Below are 14,643 nucleotides of genomic sequence, written 5' to 3'. Positions count from 1 at the left end.
ATTTCGCACGGGGAACGGGCCTTACTCCGCCGCGATCTTCACCGTCGAGGCCGGATTGTTGGGATGGGTGGTCCAGTTGGCGTAGGGCCGGTCATACCGCAGGCCGGTGCGCGGGTCGGTGCCCTCGGTCTGGTGCTCCATGGTGATGCAGCCTTCGACCGGGCAAACATCCGCGCAGAGATTGCAGCCGACGCATTCCGCGTCGTTCACCACGAATTTGCGCACCCCGTCGACGATGGGCCAGATCGCCTGATGCGAGGTATCCTCGCAGACGATATGGCATCGCCCACATTTGATGCAGAGATCCTGATCGATGCGGGCCTTCACGACATAGTTCAGGTTCAGGTATTGCCAGTCGGTGGTGTTGCCGACCGCCCTGCCCCGAAACTCATCAAGAGAGGCGTAGCCCTTGGCATCCATCCAACTCTTGAGCCCGGTGATCATCTCCTCGACGATCTTGAAGCCGTAGGTCATCGCAGCGGTGCAGACCTGGACGGTGCCTGCGCCCATGGCGATGAACTCGGCCGCGTCGCGCCAAGTTGTGATCCCACCGATGGCCGAGATCGGTAGTCCCTGTGTCTCGGCGTCGCGCGCGATTTCGCTGACCATGCTGAGCGCGATCGGCTTCACGGCCGGGCCGCAATAGCCGCCGTGCGTGCCCTTGCCGTCGACATGCGGGCTCGGGCACATGCGGTCGAGGTCGACACCCATCACGGAATTGATGGTATTGATCAGCGACACCGCATCGGCGCCGCCCGCCTTGGCGGCACGGGCCGGTCGGCGGATGTCGGTGATGTTCGGGGTCAGCTTCACGATCACGGGCATGCGGGTGTAGTGCTTGCACCAGCGCGCCACCATCTCGATATATTCGGGGACCTGACCCACGGCCGATCCCATCCCTCGCTCGGACATCCCATGCGGACAGCCGAAGTTCAGCTCGATGCCGTCGGCGCCCGTCTCCTCGATCATCGGCAGGATGTGCGCCCAGCTCTTTTCCTCGCAGGGCACCATGATCGAGACCACCATGGCCCGGTCGGGGAACTCCCGCTTCACCTGCTTGATCTCCTGCAGGTTGATCGCGAGCGGCCGGTCGGTGATCAATTCGATATTGTTCAGCCCGATCAAACGTCGATCTGCTCCATGGATCGCGCCATAGCGGGGGCCCGACACATTGACGACTGGCGGGTCCTCGCCGAGCGTCTTCCAGACGACGCCGCCCCATCCGGCCTTGAAGGCGCGGGTCACATTGACGTAGCGGTCGGTCGGCGGCGCCGAGGCGAGCCAGAACGGGTTCGGGGATTTGATGCCAAGGAAATTGGTCGACAGGTCGGCCATGGGCGTCACTCCGCCGCTTGAGGAAGAGCCTGCGCGCCGCGCAGGAACCGATCGATCGACAGAGCCGCCTGTTTGCCGTCCTCGACTGCCGCGACCGTGAGGTCCTGGCCGCCGAACACGCAGTCGCCGCCCGCCCAAACGCCCGTATGCGAGGTGCGCCGCTCCGCGTCGACCACGATACGGCCCCCAGAGAGCGCCACCGTTCGCCCGAGCGGTTCGTCGAACAGGCTCTGACCGATCGCAGCCAAGACCATGTCGGCCTGGATCGCGACGGTCTCGGGCGGGCCGTTCAGGCCGGGTGGGGCATGATCGAACAGGACCGTCGTCAACCGGCCATCGGTGCCATCAAAACTTTTGGGGACGGCCCAATGCCGGATCGTGACCCCACTCGTCTTGGCTAAATCCTGCTCGAACTGGCTCGCCTTCATGTGCTCCGGTCCACGCCGGTACGCGATGGTGACCTCTTCGGCTCCAAGCTTCTTGGCCTGCACGGCGGCATCGATGGCCGTCATGCCGCCCCCGATCACCACCACCTTACGGCCAACGGGAACGGTGGCCTTGTCGGACGCCTGCCGCAGCTCCTCGATGAACGGCACCGCATCGGTGACCTGCGCGAATTCCGGCATCCCGCTCAGGCTGTTGAAGCCCGCGAGGCCCATGCCGAGGAAAACGGCATCGTAATCGGCCTGCAATTGGGTGAGAGTGACGTCGCGTCCGAGCGCCTTGCCGGTTTCGACCGAGATGCCCCCGATCGACAGGATGAAGTCGACCTCGCGCTGGGCAAAGTCGTTCGTGGTCTTGTAGGTGGCGATGCCGTATTCATTGAGGCCGCCCGCCTTCGGCTTGGCGTCGAACACGGTCACACCGTGGCCGAGCATCGCGAGCCGGTGCGCGCAGGAGAGACCCGCCGGGCCTGCTCCAACGACAGCGATCCTTTTTCCGGTGTCAGGTTGCCGGACGAAGGGCTGCCCCTCACGCTCGGCCATCAGCGTGTCGGTCGCGTAGCGCTGGAGGAGCCCGATCTGCACCGGCTTGCCTTCGGCATGCTCACGCACGCAGGCCTCTTCGCAGAGTTGCTCCACCGGACAGACGCGGGCGCACATGCCGCCCATGATATTGGCGCCGAGAATGGTCTCGGCCGCGCCATGCGGGTTCGCGGTGGTGATCTGCCGGATGAACAGCGGAATGTCGATGTGGGTCGGGCACGCCTGGGCGCAAGGCGCATCGTAGCAGAAGTAGCAGCGGTCGGCCGCAACGGTTGCTTCGTGTCGGGAAAGAGGGGGCGTCAGGTCGGCAAAATTCCTGACATAGTCGTCGGGCGGCAGCCGGTGGCTGGCGATCCCGTCCGAGGCATAAGCCATCGCACCCCTCCGGTCCTCACGGCCGAAATCTGACCGTACGGTCAAGTTTTCAGTTTGGAATGGTTCTTGTCAAGCCGAGACGTTGTGCGGAATTGTCGGTTTGCCTGCCTTGTTTTTGAGCTCTTTAGGCGCGGATCGCTCGATTCGCCCAACGCAGAACCGATCCTCGCCCGGCCGTCGGCAAGGATGTAGACCATCACCACGATGAATGAAGCGGGGTCGCAGATGAAGGTGCTTTGGCGCGGCTCCACGACGCAACGGATCCGGCTCGCGTCCGGCCTGATCCTGTTCGTGTTTGCCGCCACTCATTTTCTCAACCACGCGCTTGGTCTTGTCAGCCTCGACGCCATGATCGCGTTCGATGGCTGGCGCGTCGCGGTGATCCGTTCAGTGCCCGGTACACTCGTTCTGCTCGCGGCTTTCCTCGCTCACATGATCCTGTCCATCATGAAATTATCGCGACGCCGAACGCTGAGGATGCCGGCCTGGGAGGCCGGTCAAATCGCTCTCGGCCTCATGATCCCGGTGCTTCTCGTCCCGCACATCGTCAACACGCGTGTCTCGGCGGTTCTCTTCGGCATCAACACAACCTATCCGTACGAACTCCTGCGCATCTGGCCATCGGCCATCGACATTCAGACGGTTCTCATGTTGGTCGTCTGGATTCACGGATGCATCGGCGTCCATTTCTGGCTTCGGCTCTCATCCTTTTATCAGCGCACGACGCCCGTTCTTCTCGCGCTCGCGGTTCTCCTGCCTTTCGCGGCTTTCACGGGGATTTCGGTCCAGGGGCGAGCCATCAGTTCCGCCATTGCGGAGCCAAAATCCTTTGCGGCCTTCAAGGCCGACACCAAATGGCCCGATCCGGCGACGCAGACGCGCATCACCACATTGCGTGACCGCGCGCAGATCGCGACACTCGCGCTGATCTTGGTCATCCTTGCCGGCATCGCTTTGCGCCTTCTGCTCCAGCGCCGGGCTCGAAACCTGCTGGTCCGCTATGTGGCAGGCCCTCAGGTCAAGACCCAGGCCGGACCGACACTGCTTGAGATCAGCCGTGCGAACGGCATTCCCCACATGTCAGTGTGCGGTGGACGGGGGCGCTGCTCCACCTGCCGCGTGCTGGTGATGACGGCACAGAGCGGATTGAGCCCACCCGGTCCGGCCGAGTTGGCGACTTTGCGAGCCATCAAGGCCGGCCCCGGCATTCGGCTGGCTTGTCAGGCGCGGCCACTGGTCGACGTCACCGTCATGCCGCTTCTCCGCGTCGGCGCCGCGCCGAACCCCGTACATCCCCTCACGCAACAGCTTACCCATGATGACTCCTCCGGCGTGGAGCAGGATCTTGCGGTCCTGTTTGTCGACATGCGCGGGTTCACGGCGCTTACGGAGCGCAAGCTTCCCTTTGATGTCGTATTCATCCTCAACCGGTTCTTCGCCACAGTGGGGCAGCCCGTCTATGACATGGGCGGATGGATCTCCAATTATGCCGGCGACGGCATGATCGCCCTTTTCTCGGGCGAATCCGGTCTCGACGCGGCATGCCGGGCTGCGCTGCTCGCGGCCTCGCGCATTGACGAAGCGGTCGCCAGCCTGAATGCAGAAATCGCCGATGAGCTGCAGTCACCCATCGGCATCGCCATGGGATTGCACGCCGGACCGCACGTGATGGGCCGGGTCGGCTATCGCGAATCGCAATCCCTGTCGGTGATCGGACTCGCCATGAACGTCGCGAGCCGGCTCGAAGCCATGGCCAAGGCTGCCGGTGTGCAGATCGCCTTGTCGGCGGAAGTCGCCGCCTGTGCTGGCCTCGATGTCACGGACTTCCACACGGAACAGCGGGAGGTCCGCGGTTTGAACGAGGCCATTCCGGTGGTTTTTATTCCAAAGGCGCGGGATATCGCGCTTAAGTTGCGGACGCCGTTGGCGGCCTGAGCTGGCAGGTGCTTTCCGTCCCGACAGGCTTTCGCTAGGTTGCAGCGCAAACCGCGGCATGTGAGCCGCACATTTCCGAACAGGCTTACATGAAGATCGGCGACTCGGCATTCCGGACCATTTGGTGTGATGGGGACTCGCGCGTGGTCAACGTCATCGATCAGACGGTCCTGCCGCACAGGTTCGCGATAAAGACCCTGCACTCCGCGACGGACGCGGCTCTCGCGATCCGCGACATGACCGTCCGAGGGGCGCCGCTGATCGGCGCCGCGGGCGCCTACGGTCTCGCGCTTGCGATGAACCAAGATCCCTCTGATGCCCATTTGCAGAGTGCCTTCGACCAGCTCCTGGTGGCGCGCCCGACGGCCGTCAACCTGCGTTGGGCGCTCGAACGCATGCGTGGTCATCTCGGCCCGATCGCTCCGGATCGGCGTCGCAACGCCGCCTATGCCGAGGCGGCCGCAATCGCCGACGAGGATGTCGCAGTCTGCTCCGCGCTCGGCCAGCATGGCGCCGAACTGATCGCTGCGGCCTGGCGCCGGACGGGCCGCAGCCAGCCCGTGAACGTGCTGACCCATTGTAACGCCGGTTGGCTCGCAACAGTCGATTGGGGCACCGCGCTTGCCCCCGTCTACAAGGCCCACCGCGCCGGCGTGCCTGTGCATGTCTGGGTGGACGAGACCCGGCCCCGCAACCAAGGCGCCAGCCTGACGGCCTACGAGCTCGGCAGCGAGGGCGTGCCGCATACGGTCGTGGTCGACAATGTCGGCGGCCATCTCATGCAGCATGGGATGGTGGATCTGTGCATCGTCGGCACCGATCGCACGACGCGGACCGGCGACGTTTGCAACAAGGTCGGCACCTATCTCAAGGCGCTCGCGGCGCACGACAATGGCGTACCGTTCTATGTCGCCCTGCCGGCCTCGACGATCGATTGGCGCATGCGCGACGGTGTCAAGGAGATCCCGATCGAAGAACGCGAGGCGACGGAAGTCACCCACATGTCAGGCGAGACCGCGGAAGGGGACATCGCCACGATCCGTGTCACCCCGAAGAACAGCCCTGCCCTCAACTACGGCTTCGACGTGACGCCGGCCCGGCTTGTGACAGGTCTGATCACCGAGCGCGGCGTCTGCGCCGCCTCAGAAGCCGGCCTCCTGTCGTTGTTTCCCGGAGAGGAACGCGCGGCCTGAAGCGAGCATCGACCGAACGGCACAGAATGTCGGCCTAACGGCAGACCAGCACCTGCACGCCGGCGGCTTCCAGCGCCGCCGCCACATCGGGGGGCGGCTCGGCGTCGGTGACGAGATGCTCGATCCTGTCCAGGGGCGCGATCTGCGCGAAGGCCGTGACGCCAAATTTGCTGCGGTCGACAAGAACGATGCTTCGCTTGGCCACCTCGATCATTCCGGCCGTTTCAGTCGCTTCCTCGAGCCGCCCCATCGTGATGCCGGCGGCCGTGATCCCCGTGACACCGATCACAGCCGTGTCGGCGCCGAATCCGGCAATGCCGGGCAGACCGATCGGCCCGATGGTGACCTGGGAGACGGCCCAGTAGGTCCCTCCCATGACATAGACGGCACGCACCGCGCCTTCCGGCGTCACGGGAGGGACGCGGAGATTGTTGGTCACCACCGTCAGGTTGCGGCGCTCCGTCAGGGCTGCCGCGAAGGCGCATGTGGTCGATCCGCCATTCAGAATCAGGGTTTCGCTATCGCGGACGAGGCCCGCCGCGGCACGTCCGATGCGCTGCTTGGCGTCGGCATGCTCATCCATGCGGCTGCGCAGGCTCGTGTCGACCCGGACCATACGGGTTTTATCGATCGCCCCCCCATGGGTCCGCACCAAGAGCCCGCGCCGTTCCATCAGGTCGAGGTCGCGCCGGATCGTATCGCGCGAGACATCGAGCAAGGCGACAAGTTCAGCGACCGTGGCCTGCCCGCGCTGCCGCAGAAGCTCCAGCAGCCGGTTCTGCCGGGCCGCCGGAAGGGCACTCGAACCGGGCTCCGAATCTTGGCCGAGGGACGGGGAAGTCTCACTGAACGTCATCCCACTCCCATAGCAGAAGTCACTGCCCGGGACAGTCCGGCGCGATCAGGCCGAAGCGCGCATCACCAGCCGCGCGTCGAGGCGGATCTGCTCAGGAAGGGTCGAGCGGTTCTCGCCAGCATCGATCCGCGTCATCAGAAGATCGAGCGACACCTGCCCGAGGCGGTCGAACTCCTGGGCGACGGTGGTCAGAGGCGGGCAGAGGTAGCGGCTCGAAGGCTGATCGTCATGTCCCGCGATACGGAGATGGCAATCGGGCTCACGGCCGACCTTGAGACCGCGCTGGAAGGCTGCGGCCACCACGCCCATCGCGATCCGGTCATTCGCGCAGAGCAGCGTCCGGCTGGGCAGCCCACCCTTGCTGTCGATGACCCGCAAGGCTTCGGTATAGCCGACATCTTCGAAGCGCCAGTCGCGGCGGGGCGGCACCGTGATGAATTCCGGTTGAAGGCCGAGGCGCTCCATCGTCTTCAGATAGGCATCTCGGCGTTCGGAGGCATTATGGTTCACGGCCGGCATTTCGAAGAAGGTCGGCCGCTCGCCCGTCCGGCACAGATATTCGGTGATCAGCGGCACGCTCTGATAATTGTTGGTGCCGACGAATGGCGTCGTTTCGTCGAGCCGCGAATCCAGAAACACGATCGGGATACGGGCCTGCAGGCTATGGATCAGGGAGACTTTCGAAGCCTGTCCGAGGGGCGCCATCACGGCCCCCGCAATCTTGAGCGACAGGAGGGTCTCGATCGCCCTCGCTTCGAGTTTGGCGTCGCCGCGTGAACTGAGCACGAGAAGGAACAGGCCCAGCGCTTTGCAGCGCCCCTCGATGTGCTGAACCATCTGAGAGAAAAACGGATCAGTGAGATCGGGCACGATCATGCCGATGATCTTGGGCCGGCGCTTATTGAGATTTACCGCAAAGAGGTTGGGACGATAGTCGTAGCGCTGCAGAGCCTTTTCGATCTGCGCACGGGTCGAGGGTCGGACGCTCGTGGGATCGTTGAAATATTTGGACAAGGTCGGCCGCGAAATCCCGCTGAGTTGCGAGAACTCGACCATGTTCCGAACCGCTTGGTCGTTCACGGACAAGGCGCACCGCTCACCCGCGGCCCCAGCGAAACGATGGCCTGTCTCTCGACCAATTCGTACATCCTCAGTTCTCTCGTCGGCGTCAGGCATGCGGCAAAACTTTGCGCGCGTCAACTTTTGGATTGACGCGAGCGATCTGCCAATCTAGCTTGGACCTGCAATAACAAGCTCGAATTGAGCGGTTGGGCGATCACAGGTCGAACCAGTATTGGGAGGGTACATTGAAGAAAACCATGACGGCGCTGGCTGCCGTAGTCTTTAGCGCATCTGCGGTTCTCGGCAGCGCGCAAGCACAAGACAAGAAAAAGTTTACCATCGCCTTGGTTCCGGGGCTGACTACGGATGCGTTCTACATCACGATGCGCAAGGGAGCCGAGGCTGCCGCCAAGGCGGTCGGCGCGGATCTCGTGTTTCAGGGCGCACCTGAGTTCAACCCGGTGCAGCAGGCGCCGGTTCTGGATGCCGTGATTGCCCGCCACCCCGACGCGATCTTGATCGCACCGACCGATAAGACCCAGCTTGTGCAGCCGCTCAAGAAGGCGGCCGATGCCGGCATCCCGGTCATCACCGTCGACACGTTCATCGGCACCGGCAATTACCAGACAGGCAGCGGCGACGCGGACTTCCCGTTGGCCTACATCGCCTCGGACAATGTGATGGGCGGCAAGATGGCTGCCCGGGCCTTGGCCAAGGCCATTGGCGACAAGGGCAAGGTCTATGTGTCGAACGTGAAGCCTGGCGTCTCGACGACGGATCAGCGCGAGGAAGGCTTCAAGGAAGAGATGAAGGCCCATCCCGGCATCACGGTGCTGCAGACGCAGTTTAACGACGACGACGCCAACAAGGCGGCCTCGCAATTGCAATCCGTTTATGCGCGCAACTCGGATCTCGCGGGCGTGTTCGGCGCCAATCTGTTCTCGGCACTCGGCGCTGCCAATGGCGTGCAGCAGGCCGGGCAGGCCGGCAAAGTCAAGGTCATCGCCTTCGATGCACCGACCACCATCGTGGGCAACATCAAATCGGGCCTGATCGACGGCGCTATCGCACAGCATCCGGCCGAGATTGGCTATTACGGCGTGATCTCTGCCTATGCACACCTGACCGGCCAATCCATTCCGACCACCATCGGGACCGGATTCACGGTCATGGACAAGGAGAATATCGACCAGCCCGACGTGGCGAAGTTCATCTACAAAGATTAATAAGTTACCTTGGCGAGCGTAGACTGCCTTTTCGCAGTACGGGCCGGTTCGTTTCTAGTAAATCGAAGCCGGTTCTCCTTCGCCCCGCAAGCCACGACCGCGTTCGCTGATCTGGCCAAACACCGGGTTTCCCCTCTCCCTCTTGGGGGAGGGGAAGAAGGCTCAGGCCGGGGCTATGACGAATTATGTGGCAAACCGCCCGAGGTTCTGAGGACAGGAGTTCAGTGAAGGACCCCACCCTCTTAAGGCCGACGGAGCCCTGACGACACGGCGCGACCAGTCCGCGCTGTGAGCATGAAGTAAATCCTCAGTATCGTTCCATTGCAATACAATGGAACCCCTCCCGTTCTCAGCGGAGTGGCGCATGGTCGCCCAAATGTCTTCAAAAGTTCTCGTCCCACGCAAGCCCGGGACACCCGCGAAACGCTGGATCCTTTGGGTCGCGGCTATGCGGGCCTGGCTATTCCTGGCGCTCCTGCTGATTGTCTTCGAGATCTGGTCGCGCCTCAGCTACGGCACAACCTTCGTTCTGTCGAGCTACAACGCCCAGTCCATCACTATCTTCGCCGTGGCACCTCTGCTGCTGGCCTTGGGCGAGACTTTCGTGATCATCGCGGGCGGCATCGACCTCTCGGTTGGCTTCATCATGGGGCTGTCCGCCGTTATCGCGGCGCTCGTCACCAACAAGGCGGGCGCCGTGTTGCCGCCGTTTCCGGCCATGCTGGCCGGCATCGCGGCCGGGCTTGGGGTTTCCCTTGTGCCGGGCGCCGTCAACGGCTGGCTGATCTCTAAACTGAAGGTGCCTCCCTTCATCGGCACGCTCGGCATGTTCGGCGTGGCACGCGGGGCGGCCTTCATCCTGGCGAGCGGCACCACGGTGCCGGTTTCGAACAGTTGGTTCGCGGCCCTCGGCAATGGGCGCTTTCTCGGCTTCCCGGTGATCGTGATCATCGCGGCCTTGTTCGTTCTCGTCATGCACTACCTGCTCGGTCAGACGCGCTTCGGCCAGCACACCTATGCGCTGGGTGCGAGCGAGCAGGCGGCGGTCCGGGCCGGCATCGGCGTCGGGCGTCACACCCGCAAACTCTATCTCCTGTCGGCGCTCTGCGCCGGGCTCGGTGGGGTTCTGTATACGGCCCGTTTCACGGCGGGTGCGGCGCAGGCAGGTGAGCCGCTCCTGCTCGACTCGATCGCCGCCGTGGTGATCGGCGGCGCCAGCCTCTTCGGCGGCTCGGGCACCATCCTGGGCACTGTCGCGGGCTCGCTGGTCATCGCGGTGATCCAGTACGGTCTCGTCTTCATCGACGTCGAACCCTTCTGGCAATTCGTGGCGGTCGGCATCGTCATCATCATCTCGGTCCTGGTGGACCAGACACAGCGTAAATTCGGAGGAGACCGCTGATGAGCGCCGTGTCAGCATCCAGCCAGCCCATCTTGGACGTGCGTAGCGTGTCCAAGCGGTTCGGTGGCGTCGAGGCACTCAAGGGCGTCTCCCTGCAGCTCCATCCCGGTGAAGTGGTGGCGCTCGCGGGCGACAATGGCGCCGGCAAATCGACCCTCACCAAGATGATCTCCGGCGTCTATGCCGCCGATGGCGGCGAGATCCGGCTCGACGGAAAGCCGGTCTCGTTTGCAACCCCGGAGGCTGCACGGCGCGAGGGGATCGAGACGATCTATCAAGACCTCGCCCTGGCCGACAATCTGTCGATCGGCGCCAACATCTTCCTCGGCCGCGAGCCGATGCGGCGTGCCTTTGGGTTCCTGCCGGTGCTTGACAGACGGGCCATGGCGGTCGCCGCCAAGGAGACGATGGCGACGCTCGACTTTCACGTCGACCGGCTCGACGCGCCGGTCGGGCGGTTCTCGGGCGGGCAGCGTCAGGCCGTCGCGATCGGGCGCGCCATCTACTGGAACGCGCGCGTGATCCTGATGGACGAGCCGACCGCCGCGCTTGGCGTGCCCGAGCAGCGCAAGGTGATCTCCCTGATCAAAATGCTCAAGGACCAAGGGCGCGGCGTCATTTTCATCTCACACAATCTGCAAGACATTTTTGCCGTCTCGGACCGCATCATCGTCCTTCTGCGTGGCAGCCTCGCGGGTGAACGCCGGATCCAGGACACCAATCACGACGAGGTCGTGAAGCTGATGATCGGCGGCTGACCCCTCCTTGACCCGGACCTCGGGCCGGGCGAACTCTGGATGATCTCATGACCAAGATGACCACAGCCGAATTCCGCGGCTATCAGCAGATCTGCGGCCGCGACGGGGCCATGATGGTGATCGCGGCCGACCAGCGCGGCGGCATGCGCAAGATCATGGCGGCCAGCCCGGCCGACGAAAGCAAGATTACCGAAGCGATGCTCGGCGAAACCAAGGCCGACCTGACGCGCTTCCTGGCCAGCCAAGCATCCTGCATCCTCCTCGATCCGGTCTGCGCGGTGCCGGGCGTGGTGGATACGGGCGTGCTGGCCCGCGATACGGCTCTGCTGATCGGGCTCGATGCCTCTGGCTTCGACACGACGCCGGAGGGTTATCGATTGTCCAAGCTCGTGCCGGGCATCGATGCACGGCGCGTGCGGGCATTGGGCGGCACCGGCGGCAAGATCATGGTCTACCTCCGCTCGGACCGTCCGGACGCGAATTCCGCCAACATCGAGATCCTGCGCCGTTGCATCGAGGATTTCGGCCGCGAGGACCTTCTGCTCGTGGTCGAATTCCTCACCTACGAGCTGCCGGGAGAAAGCAAGGCCGACTATCTCGCAGCCTTCCCGAAGCTCATCGAAGACGGTACGAAGATCTGCCTCGATCTCGGCTCCAAGGTCCTTAAGCTGCCCTACCCCGGCAACGCAGAAACCTGCGCCCGAATTTCCGCCATGTGCGGTGAGGTGCCATGGGCCGTTCTGTCGGCCGGCGTCGACCATGAGACCTTCGTGGGCCAGGTCGAGATCGCGATGCAAAACGGCGCCTCCGGAGTCATTGCGGGCCGCGCGCTCTGGAAGGACTGCATCTCGCTCGACCGCGCGGTAACACGGGAGCGTCTGACCAAGATCGCCGTGCCGCGCCTGCGCCAGATTCAATCCGTGGTGGAGCGCTGCCGTTCCTCCCAGGGCCGCGCCGCAGCCTGACGGCCGGCATTACATCAAGGAGGCCGCCATGCGCACCACCGCAACGGCGATCGGCATCGACATCGGCGGCACCAATCTCCGGGCCGGGCGGGTCTCGAGCTCTGGCGAGATCCTCGACTGGCACGCCGAGCCGATCGCACGGGATCCTGCCCTGGTTTTGAGCCGCATCGTTGCCTTGTGTCGGCAGCTCGACGATGCGACCGTCGCCGGCATCGGCATCGGTGTGCCGGGTCGCGTCGACGCACGGACCCGCACCGTTCTGTCGGGTGGCTATCTCGATCTTGCGGGGGCGCGCCTGGCCGAACAGATCGAACAGGCAATCGAGAAGCCGGTCGTGATCGACAATGATTGCAACATGGCCCTCGTGGCCGAGATGGCGACCGGGGCGGCGCAGGGTGCCGACGACGTGGTCATGTTCACGATCGGCACGGGCATCGGCGGTGCCGTGGTTCTCGATGGCAAGATCGTGCGGGGGCGCGAGACCGCCGGGCAACTTGGCCATATCACGGTCCGGCACGATGGGCTCCCCTGCGCTTGCGGGCGCCGCGGCTGTGTCGAAACGACGAGTTCGGGCACGGCGCTCGGCCGCCTGATCGCGGAAGCCGGCTTGCCGAAAGGGACGCGGGCCGACACGTTGTTCGAGCGTGATGCGGCTGGCGATGTCCTGGTCGGGCAACTTCTCGACGCCTGGGTGTTTCCACTCAGGGCCGCGATCGACAGCATGGTGGCCGCGGTCGATCCCGAACTCGTTTTGCTGGGCGGCGGCTTGGGAAGCGCCGCGCTTCGCGCCCTGGCGCGAGCCCCGGCTTTGTCGCCCTGGTATCAGTGTCCGATCGCGGCTGCACAGCTCGGCGACGATGCCGGCGTCATCGGCGGCGCGGTCTCGGCACTGATCGAGCATATGATCGAACCCGAGCCGACCGGCCTCGTGGCTCGAACGCTCCCCGAGGCGCGGCGGTGAAGACGGCCATTCTGGTCAATGGCGTACCGGCGTCCGGCAAGAGCACCGTGGCGCACGGCATCGCGGATCGACTGGGATGCCCGCTGATGACGCTCGATACCGTCAAGGATCCTCTGTTCGAGCATTTCGGAACGGGAGATCGGGAGCACAATCGCAAGCTCGGACGCGCCAGCTATGCGATCATCTTCAACGCCATCGGGGATTGGCCCGACAAGACAACGGTCGTGATCGATGCCTGGTTCGGCTTTCAGCCGCTCGAAGTTCTCGATCGCCATCTCGCGGCGGCCGGCATCGGCCGCGTCATCGAGATCTGGTGCCATGCGCCGGACTCGGTGGTGGCCGAGCGCTACCGCTCGCGCCTGGGAGATCGCAGTCCTGGACACCCGGGAGAAGCCTACATCCCCGAACTGATCGTGCTGAACGGCTGCGCCACCCCGACAGGCCGGGCGCCGGTCTTCGACGTCGACACAAGCAGGCCGTTGGCCATCGAGACGATCCTGACGTGGGTGCATGACGAACTGCGCCGTGACGACAAAGATCTGAACCGCCCGACGACCTGAACGACGTTCAAAGCGTCGAAGCACGATCCACAAGCCGCAAGGCCGCGCCGAGCAGGCCGGCATCGGCGCCAAGCTCCGACGGAACCACGATCGCCGTCTCGGAGCGCCGCAGAACGCAAGCCCGAACGGCAGCGTCAAGCGCGTCGACCAGCGCACGGCTGTTCGACAAGCCGCCGCCGACCGGCACGATCGAGGCGCCCGTCAGGTTGAGCACCATGGCGAGGGGGCCGGCCACGACGCCGAGCCACGTGCTCACCGTCTGGCTGGCCGCGGCTTCTGCACGCTCCCAGGCTTCGATGATGCGAAGACTGTCGCGGGATCCGCCGTGCAGGAATGTGTCGATCCTTTCCAAGCCCCGCGCGCTTCCCAGCGTATCGAGACAACCGCTTTGGCCGCATCCGCACGGCATGGACGGGAGTTCAGCCGCGCCAACCCGGAGCGAGCCGAGGATCGGGCCGTGCCCCCACTCCCCTGTAATGCCGCCCTCCCCCTCGATGATTCGACCTTCGACGACCAGCCCGCCACCGACACCTGTCCCGAGAATGATCCCGAACACGATGCGTCGGCCCGCCCCCGCCCCGCGCAGGGCCTCGGCCAAGACGAAGCAATCCGCGTCATTGGCGACCAGCACGGGGCGTCCGAGCGCGGCAGTGAGTTCCGCGCCCAGCCGATGGCCGCTGATACACGGGATATTGGCGCTCAAGGCGAGACCGGCGTCGGGATCGACCACACCGGCGATCGACAGCGAGAGGGCGAGGCGTGGGTCACGCCCCGCGCAGAGCGTCTGCAAAACGGCGCAGAACTCCGCCCAATCCTTCGACGGGGTCGGGCATTTCTCCATCTCGACACAGGTTCCGTCCGGTTGCACGGAAGCGAATTTGATGAAGGAACCGCCGACATCGGCGCAGAAGCCCAACCGGGGCTGGAGAGAGGCCGAACCAACCGGCCGCGCGGGAATGGATTCGGGTCCGCTCATGTCGCTCGCAGGTCGGGTGCGCTGGAGGGCGGTCGCCCTGACTGACGCAACCA

Annotated in this window: 13 protein-coding genes; 8 read left to right on the top strand and 5 right to left on the bottom strand. The window is 64.4% G+C overall.

Annotated features, from left to right (window positions below):
- Positions 1-21: 21 nt before the first annotated feature.
- Both preA and M8523_RS14190 read right to left on the bottom strand, forming a co-directional pair.
- On the bottom strand, positions 22-1,335 hold the full coding sequence (gene preA, locus M8523_RS14195) for an NAD-dependent dihydropyrimidine dehydrogenase subunit PreA (protein ID WP_282585530.1): 1,314 nt from the start codon (positions 1,333-1,335) through the stop codon (positions 22-24).
- Positions 1,336-1,340: 5 nt separating this feature from the next.
- On the bottom strand, positions 1,341-2,696 hold the full coding sequence (locus M8523_RS14190; RefSeq protein ID WP_282585529.1) for an NAD(P)-dependent oxidoreductase: 1,356 nt from the start codon (positions 2,694-2,696) through the stop codon (positions 1,341-1,343).
- Between the two features lie 204 nt (positions 2,697-2,900).
- Between M8523_RS14190 and M8523_RS14185 the strand changes: the two genes are divergently transcribed.
- Positions 2,901-4,631, top strand: coding sequence for an adenylate/guanylate cyclase domain-containing protein (locus tag M8523_RS14185; protein WP_282585528.1), 1,731 nt, complete (start codon positions 2,901-2,903; stop codon positions 4,629-4,631).
- A gap of 89 nt (positions 4,632-4,720) precedes the next feature.
- Positions 4,721-5,824: an S-methyl-5-thioribose-1-phosphate isomerase gene (gene mtnA / locus M8523_RS14180; RefSeq protein WP_282585527.1), complete on the top strand. Its 1,104-nt coding sequence runs from the start codon at positions 4,721-4,723 to the stop codon at positions 5,822-5,824.
- 34 nt (positions 5,825-5,858) lie between these two features.
- Here mtnA and M8523_RS14175 read toward each other — a convergent pair whose 3' ends face one another.
- On the bottom strand, positions 5,859-6,680 hold the full coding sequence (locus M8523_RS14175) for a DeoR/GlpR family DNA-binding transcription regulator (RefSeq protein ID WP_282585526.1): 822 nt from the start codon (positions 6,678-6,680) through the stop codon (positions 5,859-5,861).
- A gap of 45 nt (positions 6,681-6,725) precedes the next feature.
- A complete protein-coding gene (locus M8523_RS14170) occupies positions 6,726-7,736 on the bottom strand; it encodes a LacI family DNA-binding transcriptional regulator (RefSeq protein ID WP_282585593.1) in 1,011 nt (336 codons plus the stop codon).
- A gap of 251 nt (positions 7,737-7,987) precedes the next feature.
- On the opposite strand from M8523_RS14170, the gene M8523_RS14165 reads away from it, so the two are divergent.
- From M8523_RS14165 to M8523_RS14140, 6 genes are all read left to right on the top strand, one after another.
- A complete protein-coding gene (locus tag M8523_RS14165) occupies positions 7,988-8,968 on the top strand; it encodes an ABC transporter substrate-binding protein (protein ID WP_282585525.1) in 981 nt (326 codons plus the stop codon).
- A gap of 364 nt (positions 8,969-9,332) precedes the next feature.
- Complete coding sequence (locus M8523_RS14160; RefSeq protein ID WP_282585524.1) at positions 9,333-10,370, top strand: ABC transporter permease subunit; 1,038 nt, start codon at positions 9,333-9,335, stop codon at positions 10,368-10,370.
- Positions 10,370-11,128, top strand: coding sequence for an ATP-binding cassette domain-containing protein (locus M8523_RS14155; RefSeq protein WP_282585523.1), 759 nt, complete (start codon positions 10,370-10,372; stop codon positions 11,126-11,128). Before M8523_RS14160 ends, M8523_RS14155 begins: the two co-directional genes overlap by 1 nt.
- A gap of 47 nt (positions 11,129-11,175) precedes the next feature.
- Positions 11,176-12,093, top strand: a complete 918-nt coding sequence (locus M8523_RS14150; protein ID WP_282585522.1) for a tagatose-bisphosphate aldolase — start codon at positions 11,176-11,178, stop codon at positions 12,091-12,093.
- Positions 12,094-12,121: 28 nt separating this feature from the next.
- A complete protein-coding gene (locus M8523_RS14145) occupies positions 12,122-13,054 on the top strand; it encodes an ROK family protein (RefSeq protein ID WP_282585521.1) in 933 nt (310 codons plus the stop codon).
- Complete coding sequence (locus M8523_RS14140; protein WP_282585520.1) at positions 13,051-13,614, top strand: P-loop nucleotide/nucleoside kinase family protein; 564 nt, start codon at positions 13,051-13,053, stop codon at positions 13,612-13,614. Before M8523_RS14145 ends, M8523_RS14140 begins: the two co-directional genes overlap by 4 nt.
- A gap of 7 nt (positions 13,615-13,621) precedes the next feature.
- On the opposite strand, the gene M8523_RS14135 is transcribed toward M8523_RS14140, so the two are convergent.
- Positions 13,622-14,590, bottom strand: a complete 969-nt coding sequence (locus M8523_RS14135) for an ROK family protein (protein ID WP_282585519.1) — start codon at positions 14,588-14,590, stop codon at positions 13,622-13,624.
- Between the last annotated feature and the right edge of the window lie 53 nt (positions 14,591-14,643).

The sequence above is a fragment of the Lichenifustis flavocetrariae genome (assembly GCF_026130545.1).
GTDB lineage: Bacteria > Pseudomonadota > Alphaproteobacteria > Rhizobiales > Beijerinckiaceae > Lichenihabitans > Lichenihabitans flavocetrariae.
Note: the sequence above shows the minus strand (reverse complement) of the source record. Positions and strands in the feature narration are given on the sequence as shown.